Here is a 26,445-nt window from a genome sequence, read left to right as displayed (position 1 = left end):
GCCACCAAACGCAGCGTGGGAGCGGGCTTGCCCCGCGATGAAATTATCAATCAACCCGCACCCGACGTATCTTCCACCCAGCGATCAGCGACGGCCCCAACGCCACCAACGCCGACCCCAGCACCACCGTCACCGCCCCGACATAGCCCAGGCCATTGATCTGCTCGGCATGCACGTAATCCGGCCACAGCCAGGCCGCCAGCGCCACCGCGACGAATGTCACCAGCGGCGTCAGCGCCAGGGTCGCGCTGACCCGCGAGGCCTCCCAATGCGCCAGCGCCTCGGCGAACGCGCCATAGGCCACCAACGTGTTCAGGCAGCAGGCCAGCAGCAACCAGCCCTGCAACGGGCTGAGCTGCAACGCCTCAAGCGGATGCACCCAGGGCGTGAGCAGCAGCGCGCAGCACAGGTAGATCACCATCATCACCTGCTGCGAGTTCCACACCGTCAGCAGCTGCTTCTGGCTCAGGGCATAGAATACCCAGATGCTAGTCGCCAGGATGATGGTCAGCACGCCGGTGGTGTAGGTGCCGAGCGAAGTGAGCAGCTCTTCCAGGCGCTGGTTGAAGAACAGCCCGAAGCCCATCAGCAGCACCAGCAGGCCCAGGCCCTGCCCCAGGCTGAAACGCTCCTTGAACACGAACACGCTGGCCACCAGCAACAGCACCGGCCCCAGCTGCACCACCAGTTGCGCGGTGCCAGGGCTGAGCAGGTTGAGGCCGACCAGGTACAGCACATAGTTGCCGACCAGGCCGGCCACCGCGACGGCCACCAGGCCCTTGCCCTTCATCCCGAGACGGCTGAACGAAGGCAGCCGCCGATTGGCCGCCAGCCAGGCGAACAACAGGCCGCCGGAAACGCTCAGGCGGTACCAGGTGACGGTCACCGGATCCATCACCTGCAGCACCTGCTTGAGCTTGATCGGCAGGATGCCCCAGAGAAAGGCAGTCAACAGCGCCAGCAGAAGGCCCTGGACCCAGCGTCCGGAAGAAATGTGCATGGTGTCCTCGAGTCGGGCCTTGGTGGGGGAAGGTGCAGTCTAAAGGCTTGCCGGGGAGGATGTGGCGGGAAAAGATTTCATCAGGTCATTCCCTGGATGCATGCTCAACGCGTGGGCGGGTTCTCGTGGAAGCGGCGGTGCGCCGCTCCCACGAACTCGCTTACTTCTTGTCCTTGGCGAACGCTGCCTCCAGCGCCTGGTTGATGGTGCGCAACACCTTCACCCGCGCCCAGCGCTTGTCGTTGGCCTCCACCAGGGTCCACGGCGCGATCTCGGTGCTGGTGCGGTCGACCATGTCGCCCACCGCCTCGGAATAGACGTCCCACTTGTCACGGTTGCGCCAGTCTTCCTCGGTGATCTTGTAGCGCTTGAACGGGATCTGCTCGCGCTCCTCGAAACGCTCCAGCTGGGTCTGCTGGTCGATGGCCAGCCAGAACTTGACCACCACCACCCCGGCGTTGCTCAGTTGCTCCTCGAAATCATTGATCTCGCCATAGGCGCGCATCCAGTCCGCCGGGCTGCAGAAACCCTCGACCCGCTCCACCAGCACCCGGCCATACCAGGAGCGGTCGAAGATGGTGAACTTGCCCCGCGCCGGAATGTGCCGCCAGAACCGCCACAGGTACGGCTGCGCACGCTCTTCCTCGGTGGGCGCGGCAATCGGCACGATGCGGTACTGGCGCGGGTCCAGCGCCGCCGCCACGCGACGGATCGCCCCGCCCTTGCCGGCTGCGTCGTTGCCTTCGAACACCGCCACCAGGGCATGGCGGCGCATGCGCTTGTCGCGCAGCAGGCCGGCCAGGCGCGCCTGTTCGGTGACCAGCTGTTCCTGGTAGTCGTGCTTGTCCAGGCGCAGGGTCATGTCCAGGGCGCCGAGCAGGCTCTTCTGGTCGATGCTACGCCCCAGTGGCGCGACGTTGCCCTGATGCTTGCCCTTGGGGTTGTTGGCCAGGGCCGCCTGCAGGCTCTCCAGCAGGATGCGCCCCACCGCCAGGCTGCGGTAATGCGGGTCGACGCCCTCGATCACATGCCAGGGCGCGTAGTCGCGGCTGGTGCGGCGCAGCACCCGTTCGCCGAAACGCACGAAGCGGTCGTAGGTTTCCGACTGCTGCCAGTCTAGCGGGCTGATGCGCCAGTTGTGCAGCGGGTCTTCCTTGAGCGCCTTGAGCCGCGCCTTCATCTGTTTCTTGGACAGGTGGAACCAGAACTTGATGATCAGCGCGCCTTCGTCGCAGAGCATCTGCTCCAGGCGCTCGGCGCCGGCGATGGCCTGGTCGAGCACGGCATCCTTGAACTGGCCATGCACGCGGCCTTCGAGCATCTGGCTGTACCAGTTGCCGAAGAACACGCCCATGCGCCCCTTCGGCGGCAGCGCCCGCCAGTAGCGCCAGGCCGGTGGCCGGGCCAGTTCCTCGTCGGTCTGCTGGTCGAAGGTGCGCACTTCGATCAGCCGCGGATCCATCCACTCGTTGAGCAGCTTGACCGTCTCGCCCTTGCCGGCACCCTCGATGCCGTTGATCAGCACGATCACCGGGAAGCGCGCCTGCTGCTTGAGTTCGTACTGGGCTTCGAGCAGCGCCTCGCGCAGGGCGGGGACTTCCGCTTCGTAGGTGTCCTTGTCGATGCTGTGACCGATTTCGGCGGATTCGAACATGGAGGGCTCCTTCAATGGATAAGCAAGATTAGCGGATTTGCGCCATCCGTATCGATCCTGTCGCGCCGTGCGATAAGGCCGACACTTGCCGCGCGGATCGCTTAAAATCCGTGATCCGCTGCAACCGAGCCGACCATGTCCGACACCACCCTCCCCCAGCACGCCCAGATCGACTGGGACGACCAGGGCCGCCCCCACTCCCGGCAATACGACGATGTCTATTTCGCCGTCAACGAAGGCATCGACGAGACCCTGCACGTGTTCATCGAGCAGAACCACCTGCGCCAGCGCTTCGCCGAGCTGGCGCCGCGAGACTGCCTGGTGATCGGGGAAACGGGCTTTGGCACCGGCATGAACTTCTTCTGCGCCTGGCAGCTGTTCGCCGAGCTGGCCCACGCCGAGGCGCGCCTGCACTTCGTCAGCGTGGAAAAGTACCCACTGAGCCGCGACGACCTGGAGCGCGCCATGCAACTGTGGCCGGCGCTGACGGCGTTCACCCGGCCCCTGCTCGATCAGTACGTGGCGATCCATCCGGGTTTCCAGCAACTGAGCCTCGATGATGGCCGCGTCACCCTCACCCTGATGATCGGCGATGCGCTGGAGCAACTGCCGCAACTGGACGCGCGCATCGACGCCTGGTTCCTCGACGGCTTCGCCCCGGCGAAGAACCCCGACATGTGGACGCCGGAGCTGTTCGCCCAGCTGGCGCGGCTGTCGTATCCCGGCACCACCCTCGGCACCTTCACCACCACCGGCTGGGTCCGCAGGTCGCTGATCGAGGCCGGTTTCACCATGAAGAAGGTGCCCGGTATCGGCAAGAAGTGGGAGGTGATGCACGGCGTCTACAGCGGCGCGCCAGCCGCCCCCGCGGCGCCCTGGTACGCACGCCCGGCGCCCTTGCCGGGGCCACGCGAGGCGCTGGTGATCGGTGCCGGCCTGGCGGGCAGCGCCACGGCGCGCAGCCTGGCGGCCCGGGGTTGGCAGGTCAGCGTGCTGGAGCGTCACCACGGGCCGGCCCAGGAGGCCTCGGGCAACCCACAGGGCGTGCTTTACCTCAAGCTGTCCGCCCACGGCACCGCCCTGTCGCAGATGATCCTTTCCGGCTTCGGCTACACCCGTCGCTGGCTTGAGCACCTGCAACGCGGCCAGGACTGGGACGCCTGCGGCGTGCTGCAACTGGCCTTCGACGACAAGGAAGGCGAACGCCAGGCCAAGCTGGCGAGCGCCTTCGACAATAGCCTGCTGCGCCAGCTCGACCGCGTGCAGGCCGAAGCCGTGGCGGGCGTGGCGCTGGCCAGCGGCGGCCTGTTCTACCCCGAGGGTGGCTGGGTGCACCCACCCGCGCTGTGCCAGGCTCAGCTGGACCATCCGCGCATCCGCCTGCTCGGCCATGCCAACGTCATCGCGCTGCGCAAGGCCGACGGCCTGTGGCAGGCCTGGGACGGCGAGCACCTGTTGGCCAGCGCGCCGCTGGTGGTGCTGGCCGGAGCTGCCGAAGTCCGTGATTTCCCGGCCTGCGCCGGGCTGCCGCTCAAGCGCATTCGCGGGCAGATCACCCGCCTGCCGGCCACCGTGGCCAGCCGGGAACTGCGCACGGTGGTGTGCGCCGAAGGCTATGTGGCGCCGCCCCGTGGCGATGAGCACACCTTGGGCGCCAGCTTCGACTTCCACAGCCAGGACACCACACCGACCGTAGCCGAGCACCAGGGCAACCTGGCAATGCTGGACGAGATATCCACGGACCTGGCCGAGCGATTGGCCGTCGGCAAGCTCGATGTCGAGCAACTGGAAGGTCGCGCGGCGTTCCGTTGCACCAGCCCCGACTACCTGCCCATCGTCGGGCCGCTGGCCGATGCCGAGGCGTTCAACCAGGCCTACGCCATGTTGGCCAAGGATGCGCGGCAGGTACCCGAGGTGGCCTGCCCGTGGCTGGATGGGCTGTATGTGAACAGCGGGCATGGCTCGCGGGGGTTGATCACCGCGCCATTGTCGGGCGAACTGATCGCCGCATGGGCCAGCGGCGAACCCTTGCCGCTGCCCAGGGCGGTGGCCGAGGCCTGCCACCCCAACCGTTTCGCGCTGCGCCGGCTGATTCGCGGCAAGTAGCAATATCGCCGGGGGCGCGTTGCGCCCCTTTCGCCGGCAAGCCGGCTCCCACAGGAACATCACGAGCGTCTGTGGGAGCCGGCTTGCCGGCGAAAGGACCGCAACGCGGTCCCGAGGGCCATTCGCCCTATATAACAGATCGATCTAAAACTCTCTCAACCCACCCCGGTCCCTACCTAAGTGCCCACCTTCGCGGCACACCTCCCCAACGGCAAAACCGGTAAGGACTTATGTGCGGATTAGCAGGAGAGTTACGTTTCACCCCCATCAACCAAGCCCCACGCCCGGCGGACCTCGCCGCGGTGGAGCGCATTACCCACCACCTGGCGCCCCGCGGCCCCGACGCCTGGGGCTTCCATAGCCAGGGCCCGATCGCCCTCGGCCACCGGCGTCTGAAGATCATGGACCTGTCCGACGGCTCGGCCCAGCCCATGGTCGACAGCACCCTGGGCCTGGCGCTGGCCTTCAACGGCGCCATCTACAACTTCCCCGAGCTGCGCGAGGAGCTGCAGGCCCTGGGCTACAGCTTCTGGTCCGACGGCGACACCGAGGTACTGCTCAAGGGCTACCACGCCTGGGGCGCGGCGTTGCTGCCCAAGCTCAATGGCATGTTCGCCCTGGCCATCTGGGAGCGCGACAGCCAGCGCCTGTTCCTGGCCCGCGACCGTCTGGGGGTCAAGCCCCTGTACCTGTCGCGCAACGGCGAGCGCCTGCGCTTCGCCTCGACCTTGCCGGCGCTGCTCAACGGCGGTGATATCGACCCGATGATCGACCCGGTGGCACTGAACCACTACCTGAATTTCCACGCTGTGGTACCGGCGCCGCGCACCCTGCTTGCCAATGTGCAGAAGCTCGAGCCTGGCACCTGGATGCGCATCGACCGCCATGGCGAGGTCGAGCGCCAGACCTGGTGGCAACTGCACTACGGCCCGAACCCGGACGAGCGCGAGCTCGACCTGGAAGGCTGGACCAGCCGCGTGCTCGACGCCACCCGCGACGCCGTGGCGATCCGCCAGCGCGCTGCGGTGGATGTCGGCGTGCTGCTCTCCGGCGGCGTCGACTCCAGCCTGCTGGTCGGCCTGCTGCGCGAGGCCGGGGTGGACGACCTGTCGACCTTCTCCATCGGCTTCGAGGACGCTGGCGGCGAGCGCGGTGACGAGTTCCAGTATTCCGACCTGATCGCCAGGCACTACCACACCCGCCACCACAAGCTGCGCATTGCCGAGCACGAGATCATCGAGCAGTTGCCAGCGGCCTTCCGCGCCATGAGCGAGCCGATGGTCAGCCATGACTGCATCGCCTTCTACCTGCTCTCGCGGGAGGTGGCCAAGCACTGCAAGGGTGTGCAGAGCGGCCAGGGCGCCGACGAGCTGTTCGCCGGCTACCACTGGTACCCGCAGGTGAACGGCGCCGAGGATGCCTTCGCTGCCTATCGCGAGGCGTTCTTCGACCGCAGCCACGCCGAATACCGCGACACCGTGCAGACGCCGTGGCGCCTGGACAACGACGCGGCCGGCGACTTCGTCCGCGAGCACTTCGCCCGCCCCGGCGCGCCGGACGCGGTGGACAAGGCCTTGCGCCTGGACAGCACGGTGATGCTGGTGGACGACCCGGTCAAGCGGGTAGACAACATGACCATGGCCTGGGGCCTGGAGGCGCGCACGCCGTTCCTCGACTACCGCCTGGTGGAGCTGTCGGCGCGCATCCCGGCGCGCTTCAAGCTGCCCGACGGCGGCAAGCAGGTGCTCAAGCAGGCGGCGCGCCGGGTCATCCCACACGAGGTGATCGACCGCAAGAAGGGCTACTTCCCGGTGCCCGGCCTCAAGCACCTGCAAGGCGCCACCCTGGACTGGGTGCGCGAGCTGCTGACCGACCCCAGCCAGGATCGCGGGCTGTTCGACCCGGCCATGCTCGACCGCCTGCTGAGCACCCCCCACGGCCAGCTCACCCCGCTGCGCGGCTCCAAGCTGTGGCAGCTGGCAGCCCTGAACCTGTGGCTCAGCGAACAAGGAATCTGACCGATGAAAGCCCACGAGATCGCCTATGGCCAGCGCCTGCTGCGCGGCCAGGCGCCATCCTACGAGCGTCTGCAGGCACGCCTGGCCGGCGACGGCAGCGAGCCCCACGACCAGCCGAGGGCCGTGCATTGTGGCTGGGGACGGCTGCTGATTGGGCATACCTACCCCGATCCGCTCAGCCTGGCCGACGCGCTGCTGCAAGAACAGGCCGGCGAGCGCGACATCGCCCTGTACGTTGCCGCGCCGCAGCAGGTACTGGCCCAGGCGCCGCAGCAACTGTTCCTCGATCCGTCGGACACCCTGCGCCTGTGGTTCACCGACTACCGGCCGGCGCAGCGCGTGTTCCGCGGATTTCGCATTCGCCGGGCGCAAGGTGCGGCGGACTGGCAGGCGATCAATGCGCTGTACCAGGCCCGCGGCATGCTGCCGGTCGATCCCGAGCTGCTCACCCCGCGCCACCTCGGCGGGCCGGTGTACTGGCTGGCCGAGGACGAAGACAGCCACGCGGTGATCGGCAGTGTCATGGGCCTGGACCACGGCAAGGCCTTCGACGACCCCGAGCACGGTTGCAGCCTGTGGTGCCTGGCGGTGGACCCGCACTGCACCCGCCCGGGCGTCGGCGAAGTGCTGGTGCGCCACCTGATCGAACACTTCATGAGCCGTGGCCTGGCCTGCCTCGACCTGTCGGTGCTGCACGACAACCGCCAGGCCAAGCGGCTGTACAAGAAGCTTGGGTTCCGCACCCTGCCGACCTTCGCCATCAAGCGCAAGAACGGCATCAACCAGCCGTTGTTCCTCGGCCCCGGCCCCGAGGCAGGGCTCAATCCCTATGCGCGGATCATCGTCGACGAAGCGCTGCGCCGAGGCATCGAGGTCCAGGTGGATGACGCCGATGCCGGGCTGTTCACCCTGAGCCTGGGCGGACGGCGCATCCGCTGTCGCGAATCGTTGAGCGACCTGACCAGCGCAGTGACCATGACCCTCTGCCAGGACAAGCGCCTGACCCGCCAGGCCCTGCACAACGCTGGCCTGCAGGTACCGGCGCAGCAACTGGCGGGGAGCCTCGATGACAACCAGGCGTTCCTCGACGAGCATGGCGCGGTAGTGGTCAAGCCGGTGGATGGCGAGCAGGGTCAGGGGGTGGCGGTCAACATCACCACCCTCGAAGCGCTGAGCCATGCCGTGGAGCAAGCCCGCGCCTTCGACAGCCGCGTGCTGCTGGAGAGCTTCCATGCAGGCGTCGACCTGCGCATCGTGGTGATCGGCTACGAGGTGGTGGCCGCGGCGATCCGTCATCCAGCTCAGGTGATCGGCGACGGCAGGCACAGCCTGCGCGCACTGATCGAGGCCCAGAGCCGGCGCCGCCAGCTGGCCACGGGCGGCGAGAGCCGTATCCCGCTGGACGAAGAAACCGAGCGCACGCTCAAGGACGCGGGGCTGGGCTACGACGACATACTGCCCGCCGGGCAGCGGCTGGCCGTGCGCCGCACCGCCAACCTGCACACTGGCGGCACCCTGGAGGATGTCACCGCGCGCCTGCACCCGGTGCTGGCCGATGCCGCCGTGCGCGCCGCCCGCGCCCTGGAGATCCCGGTGGTGGGCCTGGATTTGATGGTCCGCGATGCCGAGCACCCGGACTACGTGATCATCGAGGCCAACGAGCGTGCGGGGTTGGCCAATCATGAACCGCAGCCTACGGCCGAGCGCTTCGTCGACCTGCTGTTCCCGCATAGCCGGGCTTTGGCCTGAAATCTATCGCGGGGCAAGCCCGCTCCCACGCAACCACGTGGGAGCGGGCTTGCCCCGCGATGAGGCCCTCGAATCAAAGGAGTAATCCTGATGTCTGCGAAACACCCCGAACCCGATCTCGACTACCTCAAACGTGTACTGCTGGAGATGCTCGCCATCCCCAGCCCCACCGGTTTCACCGACACTATCGTGCGCTATGTCGCCGAGCGCCTGGACGAACTGGGCATCCCCTTCGAGCTGACCCGTCGCGGCACCATCCGCGCCACCCTCAAGGGCCGCCAGAGCTCGCCCGACCGCGCCGTCTCGGCGCACCTGGACACCATCGGCGCTAGCGTGCGCCAGTTGCAGGACAACGGTCGCCTGGCCCTGGCGCCGGTGGGTTGCTGGTCGAGCCGTTTCGCCGAGGGCAGCCGGGTCAGCGTGTTCACCGATACCGGCGTGTACCGCGGCAGCGTGCTGCCGCTGATGGCCAGCGGGCACGCCTTCAACACCGCCATCGACCAGATGCCGATCAGCTGGGAACACGTGGAAGTGCGCCTGGACGCCTACTGCGCCACCCGCGCCGACTGCGAGGCGCTGGGGATCGCCATCGGTGATTGCGTCGCCTTCGACCCGTTGCCGGAGTTCACCGAAAGCGGCCATATCAGCGCCCGCCACCTGGACGACAAGGCCGGCGTGGCGGCCTTGCTGGCGGCGCTCAAGGCCGTGGTGGAAAGCGGCCGCCAGCCACTGATCGACTGCCACCCCTTGTTTACCATCACCGAGGAGACCGGCTCGGGCGCTGCGGCCGCCCTGCCCTGGGACGTGAGTGAGTTCGTCGGCATCGACATCGCCCCGGTGGCGCCGGGGCAGGCATCCAGCGAGCACGCGGTGAGCGTGGCCATGCAGGATTCCTCCGGCCCCTACGACTATCACCTGTCGCGCCACTTGCTGAAGCTGGCTGGCGATGCTGATTTGCCGGTACGCCGCGACCTGTTCCGCTACTACTTCAGCGACGCCCATTCGGCGGTGACCGCCGGGCACGATATCCGCACCGCCCTGGTGGCCTTCGGCTGCGATGCCACCCATGGCTACGAGCGCACCCATATCGACAGCCTGGCGGCGCTCAGCCGGCTGCTCGGCGCCTACCTGCTCAGCCCGCCGGTGTTCGCCAGCGACTCGCAGCCGGCCAATGCCTCACTGGAGCGCTTCAGCCACCAGCTGGAACACGACGCGCAGATGGAAAGCGACACCCGTGTGCCGGCGGTGGACAGCTTGGTGGGCAACAAAGGCTAAGCTCATACGCCTACTCCTGTAGGAGCGGCCTTGTGTCGCGAACGGGTCGCAGAGCGGCCCCAGGATTTCAGCGTTCACGCAAAGATTGCCGGGGCCGCTTTGCGGCCCGTTCGCGACACAAGGCCGCTCCTACAGGGGAGTGGGCGCATCGCACCGCAAATTCACGTAGCATGCCCCCATTCCCACAACCGCCGCCCATACCATGCTGATCCCCTACGACCAACTCGAAGCCGAAACCCTGACCCGCCTGATCGAAGACTTCGTCACCCGCGACGGCACCGACAACGGCGATGACACGCCGCTGGAAACCCGCGTGTTGCGGGTGCGCCAGGCCCTGGCCAAGGGGCAGGCGTTCATCCTGTTCGACATGGACAGCCAGCAGTGCCAGTTGCTGGCCAAGCATGAGGTTCCGCAGGAGTTGTTCGAGTAGCAGGCCTTCAAGCTTGTTGCTTCTCCAGCTCCAGTGCCTTGATGCGCTTGTACACCTCGACCCGGTGCACCTCCACCTCGCGCGGCGCGCAAATACCGAAACGGACCTGGCCGTTCTCCACGGACATCACCTGGATCCTGATGTTTTCGGCAATGACGATAACCTCGCCCACTTCTCGTCCGATTACCAGCATGCTCCGATCCTCCCGCTCAATGGAAAATCGGAGACTGCCCCGCCAGCTTTGGCCTACTCAATCCTTCTTCGGATAAATAGACATAACCTACCGGCGAGGGTAAAAAAACCTACAGAAACTTCCCTCAATGTGCGGTTTTGCGTGCCTTCGCCCGCATTTTCACCGCCATGTCCGCCATCTCGTCGTACAGCCGCTGAGGCGCCTGGCATTTGAGCTGCCAGGCCTGGCGCCCGGCTTCATGGGGCAGGATCAGGAACTCGCCGGCGGCGACCCGTTGATAGATGTGCTCGGCGATATCGGCGGCATTGATCGGAGAGCCTTCCAGCAGTTTGCCTACCTGCGCCTTCATCGCCGGATCCGGCCCGCGGAACGAGTCGAGCAGGTTGGTCTGGAAGAACGACGGGCACACCACGTGCACCGCCACCTCGACCTGACGCAGCTCCACCAGCAGACTCTCGGACAAGGCCAGCACCCCGGCCTTGGCCACGTTGTAGTTGCTCATGCCCGGCCCCTGCATCAGGGCGGCCATGGAGGCAATGTTGATGATCCGCCCGCGGCTGCGCTCGAGCAGCGGCAGGAAGGCCTTGCAGCCCTTGACCACGCCCATCAGGTTGACCGCGATCTGCCAGTCCCAGTCCTCCAGGGACAAATCGGCGAAGAATCCGCCGGAAGCCACCCCGGCATTGTTGACGATCACATCGATGCCGCCGAACTTCTCCTCGCAGGCCTGGGCCAGGGCGGTGAGCTGGCTGTAGTCGCGCACGTCGCAGCGCTGGATGAAGCCTTCACCGCCAGCACCGCGCACCAGCTCCAGGGTCTCGCGCAGGCCCGCTTCATTGACATCGGCCAAGGCCAGGCGCCAGCCATCACGGGCCCAGCGCAGGGCGATCTCGCGGCCGAGGCCGGAGCCTGCGCCAGTGATCATCATTCGGTTGTGCATGGTCAGCTGCCTTGAACAGTGGGATTGGCCTGGAGTCTAGCCAGAACGCGGGCCACAGCGGTGCAGCATCAGAATGCTGAATGAGGATCCATCCACCCGGGGCCGGCACAGCCGATGGAATCTTTGCCCACCGCCCACAGTCGGAACAGTAAGCGCCCAGCATTCCGAGGCCCTTGACCCTCAACCACGCAAGGACTCCACCATGACCACGATCCTCATCATCATCCTGATCCTGCTGCTGATCGGTGGCTTGCCGGTCTTCCCGCACTCGCGCAGCTGGGGCTACGGTCCTTCCGGCATCATCGGCGTGGTGCTGGTAGTGTTGTTGATCCTGTTGCTGCTCGGTCGGATATGAGCCAGCCATTGCAGCTGACTCCCTGTTGAACGAAAACGCCCCGGCAAGCCGGGGCGTCGTTCAGACAGCAACCAGGATCAGTGGGAAACCGCCCCGCTGGCGCCAAGGCCGGTCTGCGAACGGACGAACTGCGGGAAGAACAGCGCGCGCTCGTTCTCGGCAGCCTTGGACTTGTCGGTGACCGAGAAGAACCAGATGCCGGCGAAGGCGATGATCATCGAGAACAGCGCCGGGTACTCGTACGGGTAGATGGCTTTCTCGTGACCGAGGATCTGCACCCAGATGGTCGGGCCGAGGATCATCAGGCCCACCGCGCTGACCAGGCCCATCCAGCCGCCGATCATGGCGCCGCGGGTGGTCAGTTTCTTCCAGTACATCGAGAGCAGCAGCACCGGGAAGTTGCAGCTGGCGGCAATGGAGAAGGCCAGGCCGACCATGAAGGCGATGTTCTGCTTCTCGAACAGAATCCCTAAGCCGATCGCCAGCACGCCCAGGGCGATGGTGGTGATCTTCGACACGCGGATCTCGTCCTTGTCGTTGGCCTTGCCCTTGCGCCAGACGCTGGCATACAGGTCATGGGACACCGCCGAGGCACCGGCCAGGGTCAGGCCGGCGACCACCGCCAGGATGGTGGCGAAGGCCACCGCCGAGATGAAGCCGAGGAACACGCTGCCACCCACGGCATCGGCCAGGTGCACCGCCGCCATGTTGTTGCCGCCGATCAGGGCGCCGGCGGCGTCCTTGAAGTCGGGGTTGGTGCTGACCAGCAGGATCGCGCCGAAGCCGATGATGAAGGTCAGGATGTAGAAGTAACCGATGAAGCCGGTGGCGTACAGCACGCTCTTGCGCGCTTCCTTGGCGTCGCTGACGGTGAAGAAGCGCATCAGGATGTGCGGCAGGCCCGCGGTGCCGAACATCAGTGCCAGACCCAGTGAGAACGCCGAGATCGGGTCCTTGACCAGGCCGCCCGGGCTCATGATCGCCTCGCCCTTGGCGTGCACCTTGATCGCCTCGGAGAACAGGGTGTTGAAGTCGAAGCCCACGTGCTTCATCACCATCAGCGCCATGAAGCTGGCACCGGACAGCAGCAGCACCGCCTTGATGATCTGCACCCAGGTGGTGGCCAGCATGCCGCCGAACAGCACGTACAGGCACATCAGGATGCCCACCAGGATCACCGCCACGTGGTAGTCCAGGCCGAACAGCAGCTCGATGAGCTTGCCGGCACCGACCATCTGCGCGATCAGGTAGAACGCCACTACCACCAGCGAACCCGAGGCCGACAGGGTGCGGATTTCCTTCTGCCCGAGGCGATACGAGGCCACGTCGGCAAAGGTGTACTTGCCCAGGTTGCGCAGGCGCTCGGCGATCAGGAACAGGATGATCGGCCAGCCGACCAGGAAGCCGATGGAGTAGATCAGGCCGTCGTAGCCCGAGGTGAACACCAGCGCGGAAATACCCAGGAACGAGGCCGCCGACATGTAGTCGCCGGCGATCGCCAGGCCGTTCTGGAAGCCGGTGATCTTGCCGCCGGCGGCGTAGTAGTCGGCCGCCGACTTGTTGCGTTTGGAGGCCCAGTAGGTAATGCCCAGGGTGAAGGCGACGAAGGCCACGAACATGGCGATCGCCGAGACGTTCAGCGGCTGTTTCTGCACCTCGCCGGTCAGGGCATCGGCGGCCCACACGGCGGGTGCGAAGGCACCGCAGGCCAGGACGGCCAGGGTTTTGGCGTGACGGATCATTGCTTGGCCTCCTCGAGAATGGCCTTGTTCAGTTCATCGAACTCGCCGTTGGCGCGACGCACGTAGAGCGCGGTGAGCACGAAGGCCGAGACGATCAGGCCGACGCCCAGGGGAATGCCCCAGGTGATCGACGAGTCGGGGCTGAGCTTGGCGCCCAGCACGTGCGGGCCATAGGCGATGAGGAGGATGAAGGCGCAGTAGAGGCCGAGCATGATCGCCGAGAGAATCCAGGCGAAGCGCTCGCGCTTGGTGACCAGTTCCTTGAAGCGCGGACTGTTCTGTATCGATTGGTAAATGCTGTCGTTCATTGTTTTTGTCCTAGCAGCACAGAGTAGGGATAACCCGACTCCAACTTTATGCTGCCGCTGGACGCCAACCAGACGACCTTAGTCTTAGATGCAACGGTGTTTTGCAAGATCGGTAACAAATCCTGGGGACGCTGCGCGCCCTTTTCGCCGGCAAGCCGGCTCCCACAGGGGATCTGCGCCGACACTGTGGGAGCCGGCTTGCCGGCGAAAGGGCTGCACAGCAGCCCCATTTCAAACCATCACTTGCCAGTCCACTCCTTGACCCGCTCCGGATGCTTGGCCACCCAGTCCTTGGCCGCAGCCTCCGGCTTGGCGCCTTCCTGGATCGCCAGCATCACCTCGCCGATCTCGTCCTTGGACTGCCACTGGAACTTCTTCAGGAACTCGGCCACTTCCGGCGCCTTGCTCGCCAGCTCCTTGCTGCCGATGCTGTTGACCGTTTCGGCGGCGCCGTACACGCCCTTGGGATCCTCGAGGAACTTGAGCTTCCACTTGGCGAACATCCAGTGCGGCACCCAGCCGGTCACGGCGATCGATTGATTCTTGGCGTAGGAGCGACCCAGCTCGGCGGTCATCGCCGCGCCGGAGCTGGCGGTCAGTTTGTAGCCGGTCAGGTCGTAGTCCTTGATGGCCTGCTCGGTCTTGAGCATGACCCCGGAGCCGGCATCGATGCCGACGATCTTGTTCTTGAAGCTGGTATCAGTCTTGAGGTCGGTAATGCTGTTGGCCTTGACGTACTCGGGAACGATCAGGCCGATCTTGGCGTCCTTGAAGTTCGGCCCGTAGTCGACGACGTTGTCCTTGTTCTTGGCCCAGTACTCGCCATGGGTCACCGGCAGCCAGGCCGAGAGCATGGCGTCGAGCTTGCCGGTGGCCACGCCCTGCCACATGATCCCGGTGGCCACGGCCTGCAGCTTCACGTCGTAGCCAAGCTTCTGCCTGATCACCTCGGCGGCCACGTTGGTGGTGGCCACGCTGTCCGACCAGCCATCCACGTAACCGATGCTCACTTCCTTGGCCATGGCCTGCGCAGTGCTCATGGTCAATACCAGGGCGGCGCCCACACTCAGGAAACGTCGTACTCTTGTAAAAGTCGCCATCAAAGCATCCCCTCGTCAGGTCTTGGAGAGAGCATCATCGACCTGCCCCCGCGCACGACCTGCTCTGTCAGCGACCTCCAGCGAACGATCAGCGACAGCACTGTGCCATTAACGTCACGCCACCCGAGCGGCCTGCGCGATCCTTGCATGCCAAAGGCTTGGCGCCGGTCATTTGCGGCTATCATCTAGCCCTTTGTGCTTGCCGACGGACCGCCCGATGCCCAGTAACACCCGACTGTTCCTGCCTGCGTACCTGCTCGCCTGCCTGCTCGCCCTCATCGGGCTGTGGGCGCTCTGGTACGGCCTCGGCAAGCCGGTGCAGCTGCCCGATGCGGCGAGCCCGACACACAAGTTGCAGTGCGCGTCCTACACCCCGTTCGACAAGGACCAGTCGCCGCTCGACCAGCCGTTTCGCCTGCGCCCGGCGCGCATGGACGCCGACCTGGCGCTGCTGAGCGAGCGATTCCAGTGCATCCGCACCTATTCGATGACCGGCCTCGAGGCCATCCCGGCGCTGGCCCGCAAACACGGCCTGAAAGTGATGCTCGGCGCCTGGGTCAATGCAAGCCCCGTGGACACCGACAAGGAAATCGAACTGCTTATCGCCGCAGCCAACGCCAACCCCGACGTGGTCAGCGCGGTGATCGTCGGCAACGAGGCGCTGCTGCGCAAGGAAGTCACCGGCGAGCGCCTGGCCGGGCTGATCGAGAAAGTGAAAAGCCAGGTGAAAGTGCCGGTGACCTACGCCGACGTCTGGGAGTTCTGGCTGCAACACCCGCAGATCGCACCGGCGGTGGACTTCCTCACCATCCATCTGTTGCCCTACTGGGAAGACGACCCGCGTGGCATCGATGCGGCGCTGGCGCATGTGGCCGAGGTGCGCCAGGTGTTCGGCAACCGCTTCGCGCCCAAGGACGTCCTGATCGGCGAGACCGGCTGGCCCAGCGAAGGACGCCAGCGCGAGACGGCGGAACCGAGCCGGGTCAACGAGGCGCGTTTCATCCGTGGCTTCGTCGCCCTGGCCGAGGCCAACGGCTGGCGCTACAACCTGATCGAGGCCTTCGACCAGCCCTGGAAGCGCGCCAGTGAAGGCGCCGTGGGCGGCTACTGGGGGCTGTACGATGCCGACCGCCAGGACAAGGGCGTGCTCGAAGGGCCGGTGAGCAACCTGGCGCTGTGGCCGCAGTGGTTGCTGGCCAGCGTGTTGCTGATGCTGGCGACCCTGGCCCTGGCCGGGCGCCCGGCGAGCCGCCGCGCCGCCCTGCTGCTGCCGTTGCTGGCGGCCCTGGGTGCCGGCAGCCTGGCGCTGTGGGGGGAACTGATGCGCACCAATGCCCGCTTTGCCGGGGAATGGTTGTGGGCGGTTGCACTGGCCGGCTTGAACCTGTTGGTGCTGGCCCATGGCGCGCTGGCCCTGGCCCGTCGAGACGGCTGGCGCCAGCGGTTGTTCGCCTGGCTGGAAAAGCATGCCGGCACATGGCTGCTGGCGGCCGGATTCGCAGCGGCGGTGAGCATGCTGGCGATGGTGTTCGACCCGCGCTATCGCAGCTTCCCCTGCGCGGCGTTGCTGCTGCCGGCGGTGGTCTATCTGCTGCGGCCGGTGCCGGCGCGGCGGGCGGAGGTGGCGTTGCTGGCCTTTATCGTGGGGGCCGGGGTGGCGCCGCAGTTGTTCCAGGAAGGGTTGGCGAATCGACAGGCCTGGGGTTGGGCGGTGGTCAGCGTGTTGATGGTTGGCGCGTTGTGGCGCAGCTTGCGCAAAGCCTGATGGCCCTATCGCGGGGCAAGCCCGCTCCCACGTTGAAGCTAACGCCTTGTGTAAGCGTGGGAGCGGGCCCCCACGTCGAGGCCAACGCCTTGTGTGAGCGTGGGAGCGGGCTTGCCCCGCGATACGGCCTCAAGCCGTACGCCGTACCAGCCGCAACCCCGCCAGTACCACGGCAAACACCGCGATGCTGGCGGTATACAGCACCAACGCCGGGATCCCGAACAGCAGCGCCAGCGCCGCCAGCCACCACCCACCTCGGCCAGGCACGAATTGGCAAAGCAACGCCAACCCCAATGCCCCCCATGCAATGATCTGGAAATGTATCCCCAGGCCCAGCAGCGATCGCGCCTGGCATTGCCAAACCTCCCCCGGCACGCTGCACAGCCCGACCCACCGGGCATCTTCCATCAGCCCATAACGCACGCCATAACTGGCCGCGAGCCACAGCGGCAGGAACAGCAACAGGGCAACGACCGGCCACCAACGCGTCATGCGGATCTCCAATAGCGGTAATCGAAACGTTGCATGATCGCCCAGGGGCCGAGACAAGGCAAAATCATGGCCCTGCAGCTATGTTGCACAAGACAAACGTTGTCCGGCGCGGCAACATCTTGTGCGACGAACGACAGGGCAACGGGCAACTTTGTCCGACATGCCGTGGTCCTAGCCTGCGTATTGCACGACCTTGCGTTTTCCCTGGGGGACATAAATGCTTCGATCTTTGCGCCTCGCCGCCCTGCTCGGCGGCCTGCTCCTGGCTGCGGCCGCATCGGCGCGGGATATCGACGCGGCGAGCTACGGCTATCCGTTGACCAACCCGTTCGAGGCGACCATCGCCACCACGCCGCCGGAACAGCGCCCGACGCTGCCCAGCGACGACGACATCGACCAGGCCGACTACAGCCTTACCCTGCGCCCGGAGCGCGAGTTCACCCTGCCCGACAACTTCTGGTCGGTGAAGAAACTGCGCTACCGCCTGGCCAAGCAGGACCACGAAGCGCCGTTGATCTTCCTGATCGCCGGTACCGGCGCGCCCTATTCCAGCAGCATCAACGAGTACCTGAAGAAGCTGTTCTACCAGGCCGGCTACCACGTGGTGCAGCTGTCATCGCCGACCAGCTGGGACTTCATGAGCGCCGCCTCGCGCTTCGCCACCCCCGGGGTGACCAGCGAGGACGCCAAGGACCTGTACCGGGTCATGCAGGCGGTACGCGCCCAGCAGGCACACCTGCCGGTCAGCGAGTACTACCTCACCGGCTACAGTCTAGGTGCGCTGGACGCCGCGTTCGTCAGCAAGCTCGACGAGACCCGAAAGAGCTTCAACTTCAAGCGCGTGCTGCTGCTCAACCCGCCGGTCAACCTGTATACCTCGATCACCAACCTGGACAAGCTGGTGCAGACCCGGGTCAAGGGCATCGACCGCAGCACCACGTTCTACGAGTTGATGCTGGAAAAACTCACCCGTTACTTCCAGGACAAGGGCTACATCGACCTCAACGAAGCACTGCTGTATGACTTCCAGAAGTCGCGCCAGCACCTGTCCAACGAACAGATGGCCATGCTCATCGGTACCTCGTTCCGTTTCTCGGCCGCCGACATTGCCTTCACCTCCGACCTGATCAACCGCCGCGGCCTGATCATTCCGCCGAAATTCCCGATCACCGAGGGCAGCAGCCTGGAGCCCTTCTTCAAACGGGCGCTGCAATGCGACTTCGACTGCTACCTGACCGAGCAGGTGATCCCCATGTGGCGGGCGCGTACCGACGGCAACAGCCTGCTGCAACTGGTCGACCAGGTGAGCCTGTACGCGCTGGAGGACTACCTGCGCGCCAGCCCCAAGATCGCCGTGATGCACAACGCCGACGACGTGATCCTCGGCCCTGGCGACATCGGTTTCCTGCGCCGGGTGTTCGGCGAACGGCTGACGCTCTACCCCCATGGCGGCCATTGCGGCAACCTCAACTACCGCGTCAACAGCGACGCCATGCTGGAGTTCTTCCGTGGTTAACAGACTGCTGCTCGTCACCGCCCTGCTCGCCAGCGGCTGCGCCCTGGCCGAGGAAGTCGCGCCGCGTGCCAGCGTGGTCGAGGCCGACAAGACCGAAACACTCACCGTGGAGGCCGACGGTTTCGTCGATCCGCTGCGCGAACTCAAGTTCAACCCCGGCCTGGACCAGCGCGAGTTCGAACGCTCGACCCTGGCCGCGCTGAACATCTACGACCCGCTGGAATCGCTGAACCGGCGCATCTACCACTTCAACTACCGCTTCGACCAATGGGTGTTCCTGCCGGTGGTCGATGGCTACCGCTACGTCACCCCCGGTTTCGTGCGTACCGGAGTAAGCAACTTCTTCAACAACCTGGGCGACGTGCCCAACCTGTTCAACAGCGTGCTGCAGCTCAAGCCCAAGCGTTCAGCGGAAATCACTGCGCGGCTGATGTTCAACACCATCATCGGTGTCGGCGGCCTGTGGGACCCGGCGACCAAGATGGGCCTGCCCCGGCAGAGCGAGGACTTCGGCCAGACCCTGGGCTTCTACGGGGTGCCGGACGGGCCATACCTGATGCTGCCGATCCTCGGGCCGTCGAACCTGCGCGACACCACCGGGCTGGTGGTCGACTACGTGGGGGAGAAGGAGATCAACTACCTGAACGTGCCCGACACCGCCAGCGACCATCCGGAGCTCACCGTGCTGCGGGCGGTGGACAAGCGCTACACCACCAACTTCCGCTACGGGCAGACCAACTCGCCGTTCGAGTACGAGAAGTTGCGGTACGTGTATACCCAGGCGCGCAAGTTGCAGATTGCCGAGTAAATGCAACCCTGATCCCTGTAGGAGCGGCCTTGTGTCGCGAAAGGGCTGCGAAGCAGCCCCAGCGATATCAGTGGTATGGCATAAATCTTGGGGCTGCCCTGCAGCCCTTTCGCGGCACAAGGCCGCTCTCATGGAACAAAACACAACTCTTTGATTTGACTGGGGCAACGTGGGAGCGGGCTTGCCCCGCGATGCGGCGTTTGGCACCGGCTACGCCGGTGATCGCGGGGCAAGCCCGCTCCCACGCTGGAGCCCGAAGGGCTGGGCGATCTCCTACAGGGTCAGCCAGGCAGTCCCAGGAACTGGCACAGCTCCCGCTTCTTGGCCAGCGCATCCTTGCGCCCCAGTTCGATCAGCTCACTGCAATAGCTCGCCTCGAACAATAGGTAGCTCAACACCCCCGCGCCGCTGGTCTTGGTAGCGCCAGGCCCACGCAAGAACAGCCTCAACGCCGCCGGCAGCTCGCGCCGATGACGGGCGGCGATCTCGTCCAGCGGCTGGCTGGGCGCCACCACCAGCACCTCGATCGGCGCCAGCCCCAGGCGCCGGGCGTCCAGGTGCGCCGGCATCAGGTGGCTGAGGTGGTTGAGCCGCTGCAGCAGTTCGATATCGTCCTCGAGGCTGTCGATGAAGGTGCTGTTGAGCATGTGCCCGCCGATCTGCGCAAGGCTCGGCTGCTGGCCGCTGAACACGCGCTGGGTCGGCAAGGGCGGCGCCGGTCGCTGGGGGTTGCCACTGACGCCGACCACCAGCACGCGGCTGGCGCCCAGGTGCAGCGCCGGGCTGATCGGCGCCGATTGGCGCACCGCGCCATCGCCGAAGAACTCATCGCCCAAGCGCACCGGTGCGAACAGCAGCGGAATTGCCGAGCTGGCCAGCAGGTGGTCGATGGTCAGCGGCGTGGGCATGCCGATGCGCCGGTGACGCAGCCAGGGTTCGATGGTGTCGCGGCCCTGGTAGAAGGTCACCGCCTGGCCGGACTCGTAGCCGAAGGCGGTCACGGCGATGGCGCGCAGCTGATTGGCCGCCAGGGAATGGGCGATGCCGTCCAGGTCCAGGTGTTCATGCAGCAGGCGGCGCAGCGGGCGGCTGTCGAGCAGTGCCACCGGCACCTGGCCGCCGAGCCCCAGCAGGCTGTGGCCAACGAAGCGGCTGGCCTGGCGGATCACCCCGGGCCAGTCGCTGCGCAGCACCAGGTGGCTGCGAAAGTTCTGCCAGAAGGCAGTCAGGTGCTGCACCGATTCGGCGAAGCGGGTGGCGCCGCTGGCCAGCTTGACGGCGTTAATGGCGCCAGCGGAGGTGCCGACGATCACCGGGAAGGGGTTCGCGGCGCCAGGGGGCAGCAGTTCAGCGATGCCGGCCAGCACGCCAACCTGGTAGGCGGCGCGGGCACCGCCGCCGGAGAGGATCAGGCCGGTGGTTGAGGTCATTGCTCCTCCCTGGAATCAGTGCTTGCCAGTGACCGCCCTATCGCGGAGCCAGCCCGCTACCACGCGGCCCCAGCGTCATTTTTTCTTCTTGTCGTACAGCCGTGGCTCGCCTTCGGGCCGCGACTTGAAGCGTCGGTGCGCCCACAGGTACTGCTCCGGGCACTCGCGCAGCACGCCCTCTACCCACTGGTTGATGCGCAGGCAGTCGGCCTCCTCGGTTTCGCCGGGGAAGTCCTCGAGCGGCGGATGCACCACCAGACGATAGCCACTGCCGTCCTCCAGGCGCCGCTGGGTGAACGGAATCACCCGGGCCTTGCCCAGCCGGGCGAACTTGGTGGTGGCGGTAACGGTGGCCGCCGGGATACCGAACAGCGGCACGAAGATGCTTTGCTTGATGCCGTAGTCCTGGTCCGGCGCATACCAGATCGCCCGGCCCTTGCGCAGCAGCTTGAGCATGCCGCGCACGTCATCGCGCTCCACGGCCAGCGAATCGGGGTTGTGGCGCTCGCGGCCGCGGCGCTGGATGAAGTCGAATACCGCGTTGCCGTGCTCGCGGTACATGCCGTCGATGGTATGGGCCTGGCCCAGCAGCGCGGCGCCGATCTCCAGGGTGGTGAAGTGCACGGCCATGAGGATGGCGCCCTCGCCTTCGCGCTGGGCGGCCTGCAGGTGCTCGATACCCTCGATATGGGCCAGGCGCGCCAGCCGGGCCTTTGGCCACCACCAGCTCATGGCCATCTCGAAGAAGGCGATGCCGGTGGAGGCGAAGTTTTCTTTGAGCAGATGTTGCCGTTCGTCGCCGGACAGTTCGGGGAAACACAGTTCGAGGTTGCGCGCGGCGATGCGCCGGCGCTCACCGGCGACCCCGTACATCACCGCGCCCAGGGCGCGGCCCAGGCCCAGCAGGGCGCGGTACGGCAGCTGGGCGACCAGCCACAGCAGCCCCAGGCCCAGCCACAGGCCCCAGAATCGCGGGTGGAGGAAAGAGGATCGAAAACGCGGGCGTTCCATTGAAGCTTCCGGCAAGACATGAGCCCGGCATTCTACATCGGTTGCGGGCAATCGGTCTTATCGCTATAAGTCAGGGCACTTTTTTCGCAACAAGCCGTCTATGCAGACCATGAGCCCCAACCAGACACCCGACAACGCCCCCGTGTTCCAGCTCAAGGGCAGCATGCTTGCCATCACCGTGCTGGAACTGGCGCGCAACGACCTCGAATCCCTCGACCGCCAGCTGGCGGCGAAGGTGGCGCAGGCGCCGAATTTCTTCAGCAACACCCCGCTGGTGCTGGCCCTGGACAAGCTGCCCCATGACTCGGGCGCCATCGACCTGCCCGGGCTGATGCGCATCTGCCGTCATCATGGCCTGCGCACCCTGGCGATCCGCGCCAGCCGCATCGAGGACATCGCCGCGGCGATCGCCATCGACCTGCCGGTGCTGCCGCCGTCCGGCGCCCGCGAACGCCCGCTGGAACCCGAGCCGGAAGTGAAGACGCCCGAGCCTGCACCCGCTCCACCAGCGGCGCCGGCCGAACCCGAGGTGCGCCCGACCCGCATCATCACCTCGCCGGTGCGCGGCGGCCAGCAGATCTACGCCCAGGGCGGCGACCTGGTGGTGACAGGCTCGGTCAGCCCCGGCGCGGAACTTCTCGCCGATGGCAACATCCATGTGTACGGCGCCATGCGCGGCCGCGCCCTGGCCGGTATCAAGGGCAACACCAAGGCGCGCATCTTCTGCCAGCAGATGACCGCGGAAATGGTCTCCATCGCCGGCCAGTACAAGGTCTGCGAGGACCTGCGCCGCGACCCGCTGTGGGGCTCGGGCGTGCAGGTCAGCCTGTCCGGTGACGTGTTGAACATCACCCGTCTTTAACGGATACTTGCCGGCATTTTTAGCGCAACTTTTTTCCCGTTGCCGTTTTTTGTATTTGCAGGGACCCGCGTCCCGTTTATTTAGGGGTGAAACACCTTGGCCAAGATTCTCGTCGTCACTTCCGGCAAGGGGGGTGTGGGCAAGACCACCACCAGCGCCGCCATCGGTACCGGCCTCGCTCTGCGCGGCTACAAGACTGTCATCGTCGACTTCGACGTCGGCCTGCGTAACCTCGACCTGATCATGGGCTGCGAGCGCCGCGTGGTGTACGACTTCGTCAACGTGGTCAACGGCGAGGCCAACCTGCAGCAGGCCCTGATCAAGGACAAGCGCCTGGAGAACCTGTTCGTGCTGGCCGCCAGCCAGACCCGCGACAAGGACGCCCTGACCCAGGAAGGCGTGGAAAAGGTCCTGATGGAGCTGAAGGAAACCTTCGACTACGTCATCTGCGACTCGCCGGCCGGTATCGAGAAAGGCGCGCACCTGGCGATGTACTTCGCCGACGAAGCCATCGTCGTGACCAACCCCGAGGTCTCCTCGGTACGCGACTCCGACCGCATGCTGGGCATCCTGTCGAGCAAGTCGCGCCGCTCCGAGAACGGCGAGGAGCCGATCAAGGAACACCTGCTGATCACCCGTTACCACCCCGAGCGCGTCGAGAAGGGCGAAATGCTCAGCATCGCCGACGTCGAAGAGATCCTGGCGATCAAGCTCAAAGGTGTGATTCCCGAGTCGCAAGCCGTTCTCAAGGCCTCCAACCAGGGCATCCCGGTCATCCTTGACGACCAGAGCGATGCCGGCCAGGCGTACAGTGACACCGTCGACCGTCTGCTGGGCAAAGAGAAGCCCCTGCGGTTCATCGACGTGCAGAAGCAAGGATTCTTCGCGCGTCTGTTTGGAGGCAAGTAAACCATGAACCTTTTTGACTTCTTTCGTGGCAGACAGAAACAGACCAGCGCGTCGGTAGCGAAAGAGCGTCTACAGATCATCGTGGCGCACGAGCGCGGCCAGCGCAGCACCCCGGACTACCTGCCCGCCCTGCAGAAGGAGCTGGTCGAGGTGATCCGCAAGTACGTCAACATCGGCAACGACGATGTGCAGGTGGCGCTGGAGAACCAGGGCAGCTGCTCGATCCTGGAGCTGAACATCACCCTGCCCGAGCGCTGATCTTTCAGTAGCTCAGGGTTACCTTGTGGGAGCGGGCTTGCCCCGCGATGGCCATTGAAGGCCATCGCGGGGCAAGCCCGCTCCCACAATGCTTTGCAGAGAACACCTGAACATGCCGCTGTCGAACATCCAGATCCTTCACGAAGACGCCGCCATCCTGGTGATCAACAAACCGACCCTGCTGCTGTCGGTGCCGGGCCGCGCCGAGGACAACAAGGACTGCCTGATCACCCGCCTGCAGGAAAACGGCTACCCCGACGCCCTGATCGTCCACCGCCTGGACTGGGAAACCTCGGGGATCATCCTGCTCGCCCGCGACGCCGACAGCCACCGCGAACTGTCGCGCCAGTTCCACGACCGCGAGACGGAAAAGGCCTATACCGCGCTGTGCTGGGGCCAACCGACCCTGGACAGCGGCAGCATCGACCTGCCGCTGCGCTACGACCCGCCGACCAAGCCGCGCCATGTGGTCGACCACGAACAGGGCAAGCACGCCCTGACCTTCTGGCGCATCGTCGAACGCTGCGGTGATCATTGCCGGGTCGAGCTGACACCGATCACCGGACGCTCGCACCAGTTGCGCGTGCACATGCTGTCGATCGGCCACCCGCTGCTGGGCGACCGGCTTTACGCCAACCCCGAGGCGCTGGCGGCCCATGAACGGCTGTGCCTGCATGCGTCGATGCTGAGCTTTACCCATCCGGTGTCTGGCGAACGCCTGAAATTCGAGTGCCCGGCACCGTTTTAAGGCCAAAGGGCCATCGCGGGACAAGCCCGCTCCCACGCAGTAATCGATATGGCGTGGGAGCGGGCTTGCCCCGCGATAGCGCCGACACAAATTTTTGAGTATTTACGCTAAACTCGCGCCACTGCTGTCTGGAGTGACTTATGCGCGATGCCCTGAATGCCGGCCTGATCGAATTCCTCAAGGCCTCCCCGACGCCCTTCCATGCCACCGCCAGCCTCGCGCAGCGCCTCGAGGCTGCCGGCTACCAGCGCCTGGACGAACGTGACAGCTGGGCCACCGTGCCCGGTGGTCGCTACTACGTGACCCGCAACGATTCCTCGATCATCGCCATCAAGCTCGGCAAGCTCCCGCCGCTGCTGGGCGGCATCCGCATGGTCGGCGCCCACACCGACAGCCCGTGCCTGCGGGTCAAGCCGCAGCCCGAGCTGCAACGCCAGGGTTTCCTGCAACTGGGCGTGGAAGTGTACGGCGGCGCCCTGCTCGCCCCATGGTTCGACCGCGACCTGTCGCTGGCCGGTCGGGTCACCTTCCGCCGTGATGGCAAGGTGGAGAGCCAGCTGATCGACTTCAAGCTGCCGATCGCGGTGATCCCGAACCTGGCGATCCACCTCAACCGCACCGCCAACGAAGGCTGGCAGATCAACCCGCAGACCGAGCTGCCGCCGATCCTGGCCCAGGTGGCCGGCGACGAGCGCGTCGACTTCCGCGCCCTGCTCACCGAGCAGCTGGCCCGCGAGCACGACCTCAACGCCGACGTGGTGCTGGACTACGAGCTGAGCTTCTACGACACCCAGGACGCCGCGCTGATCGGCCTGAACGGCGACTTCATTGCCGCCGCCCGCCTGGACAACCTGCTGTCGTGCTATGCCGGCCTGCAGGCGCTGCTGGGCGCCGACAGCGACGAGACCTGCGTGCTGGTGTGCAACGACCACGAGGAAGTCGGCTCGTGCTCGGCCTGCGGCGCCGACGGCCCGATGCTGGAGCAGACCCTGCAGCGCCTGCTGCCCGAGGGCGACGACTACGTGCGCACCATCCAGCGCTCGCTGATGGTCTCGGCCGACAACGCCCACGGCGTGCACCCCAACTACGCCGACAAGCACGACGGCAACCACGGGCCCAAGCTCAACGCAGGCCCGGTGATCAAAGTCAACAACAACCAGCGCTACGCCACCAACAGCGAAACCGCCGGGTTCTTCCGCCACCTGTGCATGGCCGAGGAAGTGCCGGTGCAGAGCTTCGTGGTGCGCAGCGACATGGGTTGCGGCTCGACCATCGGCCCGATCACCGCCAGCCACCTGGGCGTGCGCACGGTCGACATCGGCCTGCCGACCTTCGCCATGCACTCGATTCGCGAACTGTGCGGCAGCCATGACCTGGCGCACCTGGTGAAGGTGCTCAGCGCGTTCTACCGCAGTCGCGAACTGCCCTGACGACAAGCCCGCTCCCAAAGGCCGGTGGGAGCGGGCTTGCCCCGCGATTCGGGAGTTGCCTGCCCCCGATCAATCCGCTGCGCTTGCAAAGCGCTATGCTTAAGACATGCCCAACAGCAAAAGGATTGCCGTCCATGTCATCACCCTTCCTCTCCCTGTTCGTGCCGGTGTTCCTGTTCCTGATGCTGCTGACCATCGGTTTCAGCCTGCGCGAGCGCAATGTCGGCGTGCTGATGATGTGGATCGGCACCCTCGGCATCTTCGGCCTCACCTGCTGGAAGATCCTCGAGAAACTGCCGTCGTAAACCACTACACTCGGGCAAACGTTTGACCTGAGGTAGAGTTT

General features: G+C 65.7%; 25 protein-coding genes. 15 read left to right on the top strand and 10 right to left on the bottom strand.

The annotated features are described in order from the left end of the window. Positions 1–46: 46 nt before the first annotated feature. Both HU735_RS05975 and pap read right to left on the bottom strand, forming a co-directional pair. Positions 47–1,000 carry a DMT family transporter gene (locus tag HU735_RS05975; RefSeq protein WP_186712786.1) on the bottom strand — a complete coding sequence of 318 codons (954 nt, stop codon included), beginning with the start codon at positions 998–1,000 and terminating at the stop codon, positions 47–49. A gap of 160 nt (positions 1,001–1,160) precedes the next feature. After that, positions 1,161–2,654 (bottom strand): polyphosphate:AMP phosphotransferase, encoded by a 1,494-nt coding sequence (gene pap, locus HU735_RS05970; RefSeq protein WP_186712785.1) that lies wholly within the window; start codon positions 2,652–2,654, stop codon positions 1,161–1,163. Positions 2,655–2,789: 135 nt separating this feature from the next. Here pap and mnmC point away from each other — a divergent pair, with 135 nt between their 5' ends. The 5 genes from mnmC to HU735_RS05945 all read left to right on the top strand — a co-directional run bounded on the left by mnmC (position 2,790) and on the right by HU735_RS05945 (position 10,232). Then, positions 2,790–4,760, top strand: a complete 1,971-nt coding sequence (gene mnmC, locus HU735_RS05965) for a bifunctional tRNA (5-methylaminomethyl-2-thiouridine)(34)-methyltransferase MnmD/FAD-dependent 5-carboxymethylaminomethyl-2-thiouridine(34) oxidoreductase MnmC (protein WP_186712784.1) — start codon at positions 2,790–2,792, stop codon at positions 4,758–4,760. A gap of 230 nt (positions 4,761–4,990) precedes the next feature. Then, on the top strand, positions 4,991–6,778 hold the full coding sequence (locus tag HU735_RS05960; protein ID WP_186712783.1) for an N-acetylglutaminylglutamine amidotransferase: 1,788 nt from the start codon (positions 4,991–4,993) through the stop codon (positions 6,776–6,778). Positions 6,779–6,781: 3 nt separating this feature from the next. After that, complete coding sequence (ngg, locus tag HU735_RS05955; protein WP_186712782.1) at positions 6,782–8,527, top strand: N-acetylglutaminylglutamine synthetase; 1,746 nt, start codon at positions 6,782–6,784, stop codon at positions 8,525–8,527. A gap of 90 nt (positions 8,528–8,617) precedes the next feature. Beyond that, positions 8,618–9,802 (top strand): osmoprotectant NAGGN system M42 family peptidase, encoded by a 1,185-nt coding sequence (locus HU735_RS05950; RefSeq protein WP_186712781.1) that lies wholly within the window; start codon positions 8,618–8,620, stop codon positions 9,800–9,802. Between the two features lie 202 nt (positions 9,803–10,004). Beyond that, the gene (locus tag HU735_RS05945) at positions 10,005–10,232 is read left to right on the top strand and encodes a YheU family protein (RefSeq protein ID WP_050704590.1); all 228 of its coding nucleotides are present in this window, start codon (positions 10,005–10,007) and stop codon (positions 10,230–10,232) included. A gap of 7 nt (positions 10,233–10,239) precedes the next feature. Here HU735_RS05945 and HU735_RS05940 read toward each other — a convergent pair whose 3' ends face one another. Both HU735_RS05940 and HU735_RS05935 read right to left on the bottom strand, forming a co-directional pair. Then, positions 10,240–10,425 carry a carbon storage regulator gene (locus HU735_RS05940; RefSeq protein ID WP_050704589.1) on the bottom strand — a complete coding sequence of 62 codons (186 nt, stop codon included), beginning with the start codon at positions 10,423–10,425 and terminating at the stop codon, positions 10,240–10,242. A 124-nt stretch (positions 10,426–10,549) separates the two neighbouring features. Further along, complete coding sequence (locus HU735_RS05935; protein WP_186712780.1) at positions 10,550–11,365, bottom strand: SDR family oxidoreductase; 816 nt, start codon at positions 11,363–11,365, stop codon at positions 10,550–10,552. A 202-nt stretch (positions 11,366–11,567) separates the two neighbouring features. Here HU735_RS05935 and HU735_RS05930 point away from each other — a divergent pair, with 202 nt between their 5' ends. Next, positions 11,568–11,720, top strand: coding sequence for a DUF3309 family protein (locus HU735_RS05930; RefSeq protein WP_046854586.1), 153 nt, complete (start codon positions 11,568–11,570; stop codon positions 11,718–11,720). 77 nt (positions 11,721–11,797) lie between these two features. Here the strand turns inward: HU735_RS05930 and HU735_RS05925 are convergent, their stop codons facing one another. The 3 genes from HU735_RS05925 to HU735_RS05915 form a co-directional block, all read right to left on the bottom strand. After that, positions 11,798–13,462 (bottom strand): cation acetate symporter, encoded by a 1,665-nt coding sequence (locus HU735_RS05925; RefSeq protein ID WP_050704587.1) that lies wholly within the window; start codon positions 13,460–13,462, stop codon positions 11,798–11,800. Next, the gene (locus tag HU735_RS05920) at positions 13,459–13,770 is read right to left on the bottom strand and encodes a DUF485 domain-containing protein (protein WP_028690856.1); all 312 of its coding nucleotides are present in this window, start codon (positions 13,768–13,770) and stop codon (positions 13,459–13,461) included. Before HU735_RS05920 ends, HU735_RS05925 begins: the two co-directional genes overlap by 4 nt. A 239-nt stretch (positions 13,771–14,009) precedes the next feature. Continuing rightward, positions 14,010–14,870: a glycine betaine ABC transporter substrate-binding protein gene (locus HU735_RS05915; RefSeq protein WP_186712779.1), complete on the bottom strand. Its 861-nt coding sequence runs from the start codon at positions 14,868–14,870 to the stop codon at positions 14,010–14,012. Between the two features lie 217 nt (positions 14,871–15,087). Between HU735_RS05915 and HU735_RS05910 the strand changes: the two genes are divergently transcribed. Further along, positions 15,088–16,635: a beta (1-6) glucans synthase gene (locus tag HU735_RS05910; RefSeq protein ID WP_186712778.1), complete on the top strand. Its 1,548-nt coding sequence runs from the start codon at positions 15,088–15,090 to the stop codon at positions 16,633–16,635. Between the two features lie 129 nt (positions 16,636–16,764). Here the strand turns inward: HU735_RS05910 and HU735_RS05905 are convergent, their stop codons facing one another. After that, the gene (locus tag HU735_RS05905) at positions 16,765–17,127 is read right to left on the bottom strand and encodes a hypothetical protein (RefSeq protein ID WP_186712777.1); all 363 of its coding nucleotides are present in this window, start codon (positions 17,125–17,127) and stop codon (positions 16,765–16,767) included. 217 nt (positions 17,128–17,344) lie between these two features. Between HU735_RS05905 and HU735_RS05900 the strand changes: the two genes are divergently transcribed. Both HU735_RS05900 and HU735_RS05895 read left to right on the top strand, forming a co-directional pair. Next, entirely contained in the window at positions 17,345–18,643 is a 1,299-nt protein-coding gene (locus HU735_RS05900) for a serine/threonine protein kinase (protein WP_186712776.1), read from the top strand. A gap of 73 nt (positions 18,644–18,716) precedes the next feature. Continuing rightward, positions 18,717–19,451 carry a VacJ family lipoprotein gene (locus HU735_RS05895; RefSeq protein WP_232532265.1) on the top strand — a complete coding sequence of 245 codons (735 nt, stop codon included), beginning with the start codon at positions 18,717–18,719 and terminating at the stop codon, positions 19,449–19,451. A 281-nt stretch (positions 19,452–19,732) separates the two neighbouring features. On the opposite strand, the gene HU735_RS05890 is transcribed toward HU735_RS05895, so the two are convergent. Next, positions 19,733–20,881, bottom strand: a complete 1,149-nt coding sequence (locus HU735_RS05890; protein ID WP_028690863.1) for a patatin-like phospholipase family protein — start codon at positions 20,879–20,881, stop codon at positions 19,733–19,735. A gap of 75 nt (positions 20,882–20,956) precedes the next feature. Next, positions 20,957–21,892 (bottom strand): lipid A biosynthesis lauroyl acyltransferase, encoded by a 936-nt coding sequence (locus HU735_RS05885; protein ID WP_186712775.1) that lies wholly within the window; start codon positions 21,890–21,892, stop codon positions 20,957–20,959. A gap of 100 nt (positions 21,893–21,992) precedes the next feature. Here HU735_RS05885 and minC point away from each other — a divergent pair, with 100 nt between their 5' ends. The 6 genes from minC (at position 21,993) to HU735_RS05855 (ending at position 26,404) form a co-directional block, all read left to right on the top strand. After that, a complete protein-coding gene (minC, locus tag HU735_RS05880; protein WP_050704579.1) occupies positions 21,993–22,754 on the top strand; it encodes a septum site-determining protein MinC in 762 nt (253 codons plus the stop codon). A gap of 96 nt (positions 22,755–22,850) precedes the next feature. Next, a complete protein-coding gene (minD, locus tag HU735_RS05875; protein WP_028690866.1) occupies positions 22,851–23,663 on the top strand; it encodes a septum site-determining protein MinD in 813 nt (270 codons plus the stop codon). Between the two features lie 3 nt (positions 23,664–23,666). Next, positions 23,667–23,921, top strand: a complete 255-nt coding sequence (gene minE / locus HU735_RS05870) for a cell division topological specificity factor MinE (protein WP_011532731.1) — start codon at positions 23,667–23,669, stop codon at positions 23,919–23,921. Between the two features lie 112 nt (positions 23,922–24,033). Further along, positions 24,034–24,669 (top strand): RluA family pseudouridine synthase, encoded by a 636-nt coding sequence (locus tag HU735_RS05865; RefSeq protein WP_084941741.1) that lies wholly within the window; start codon positions 24,034–24,036, stop codon positions 24,667–24,669. Positions 24,670–24,809: 140 nt separating this feature from the next. Beyond that, the gene (locus HU735_RS05860; RefSeq protein ID WP_186712774.1) at positions 24,810–26,099 is read left to right on the top strand and encodes a M18 family aminopeptidase; all 1,290 of its coding nucleotides are present in this window, start codon (positions 24,810–24,812) and stop codon (positions 26,097–26,099) included. Between the two features lie 134 nt (positions 26,100–26,233). After that, positions 26,234–26,404: a hypothetical protein gene (locus HU735_RS05855; protein ID WP_167388396.1), complete on the top strand. Its 171-nt coding sequence runs from the start codon at positions 26,234–26,236 to the stop codon at positions 26,402–26,404. Positions 26,405–26,445: the final 41 nt, after the last annotated feature.

The sequence above is a fragment of the Pseudomonas sp. BW16M2 genome, from assembly GCF_014268865.1.
GTDB classification, from domain to species: Bacteria; Pseudomonadota; Gammaproteobacteria; order Pseudomonadales; family Pseudomonadaceae; genus Aquipseudomonas; species Aquipseudomonas peradeniyensis.
Note: the sequence above shows the minus strand (reverse complement) of the source record. Positions and strands in the feature narration are given on the sequence as shown.

Excerpts from the sequence above, each read along its gene's own strand:
- HU735_RS05860 (WP_186712774.1), top strand. The coding sequence starts at position 24,810 with ATGCGCGATGCCCTGAATGCCGGCCTGATCGAATTCCTCAAGGCCTCC.
- minE (WP_011532731.1), top strand. The coding sequence starts at position 23,667 with ATGAACCTTTTTGACTTCTTTCGTGGCAGACAGAAACAGACCAGCGCG.
- minC (WP_050704579.1), top strand. The coding sequence starts at position 21,993 with ATGCAGACCATGAGCCCCAACCAGACACCCGACAACGCCCCCGTGTTC.
- HU735_RS05945 (WP_050704590.1), top strand. The coding sequence starts at position 10,005 with ATGCTGATCCCCTACGACCAACTCGAAGCCGAAACCCTGACCCGCCTG.
- HU735_RS05885 (WP_186712775.1), bottom strand. The coding sequence starts at position 21,892 with ATGGAACGCCCGCGTTTTCGATCCTCTTTCCTCCACCCGCGATTCTGG.
- HU735_RS05975 (WP_186712786.1), bottom strand. The coding sequence starts at position 1,000 with ATGCACATTTCTTCCGGACGCTGGGTCCAGGGCCTTCTGCTGGCGCTG.
- pap (WP_186712785.1), bottom strand. The coding sequence starts at position 2,654 with ATGTTCGAATCCGCCGAAATCGGTCACAGCATCGACAAGGACACCTAC.
- HU735_RS05905 (WP_186712777.1), bottom strand. The coding sequence starts at position 17,127 with ATGACGCGTTGGTGGCCGGTCGTTGCCCTGTTGCTGTTCCTGCCGCTG.
- HU735_RS05960 (WP_186712783.1), top strand. The coding sequence starts at position 4,991 with ATGTGCGGATTAGCAGGAGAGTTACGTTTCACCCCCATCAACCAAGCC.
- HU735_RS05920 (WP_028690856.1), bottom strand. The coding sequence starts at position 13,770 with ATGAACGACAGCATTTACCAATCGATACAGAACAGTCCGCGCTTCAAG.
- HU735_RS05890 (WP_028690863.1), bottom strand. The coding sequence starts at position 20,881 with ATGACCTCAACCACCGGCCTGATCCTCTCCGGCGGCGGTGCCCGCGCC.
- ngg (WP_186712782.1), top strand. The coding sequence starts at position 6,782 with ATGAAAGCCCACGAGATCGCCTATGGCCAGCGCCTGCTGCGCGGCCAG.
- HU735_RS05855 (WP_167388396.1), top strand. The coding sequence starts at position 26,234 with ATGTCATCACCCTTCCTCTCCCTGTTCGTGCCGGTGTTCCTGTTCCTG.
- mnmC (WP_186712784.1), top strand. The coding sequence starts at position 2,790 with ATGTCCGACACCACCCTCCCCCAGCACGCCCAGATCGACTGGGACGAC.
- HU735_RS05930 (WP_046854586.1), top strand. The coding sequence starts at position 11,568 with ATGACCACGATCCTCATCATCATCCTGATCCTGCTGCTGATCGGTGGC.
- HU735_RS05915 (WP_186712779.1), bottom strand. The coding sequence starts at position 14,870 with ATGGCGACTTTTACAAGAGTACGACGTTTCCTGAGTGTGGGCGCCGCC.
- HU735_RS05950 (WP_186712781.1), top strand. The coding sequence starts at position 8,618 with ATGTCTGCGAAACACCCCGAACCCGATCTCGACTACCTCAAACGTGTA.
- HU735_RS05900 (WP_186712776.1), top strand. The coding sequence starts at position 17,345 with ATGCTTCGATCTTTGCGCCTCGCCGCCCTGCTCGGCGGCCTGCTCCTG.
- HU735_RS05865 (WP_084941741.1), top strand. The coding sequence starts at position 24,034 with ATGCCGCTGTCGAACATCCAGATCCTTCACGAAGACGCCGCCATCCTG.
- HU735_RS05940 (WP_050704589.1), bottom strand. The coding sequence starts at position 10,425 with ATGCTGGTAATCGGACGAGAAGTGGGCGAGGTTATCGTCATTGCCGAA.
- HU735_RS05910 (WP_186712778.1), top strand. The coding sequence starts at position 15,088 with ATGCCCAGTAACACCCGACTGTTCCTGCCTGCGTACCTGCTCGCCTGC.
- HU735_RS05925 (WP_050704587.1), bottom strand. The coding sequence starts at position 13,462 with ATGATCCGTCACGCCAAAACCCTGGCCGTCCTGGCCTGCGGTGCCTTC.
- HU735_RS05935 (WP_186712780.1), bottom strand. The coding sequence starts at position 11,365 with ATGCACAACCGAATGATGATCACTGGCGCAGGCTCCGGCCTCGGCCGC.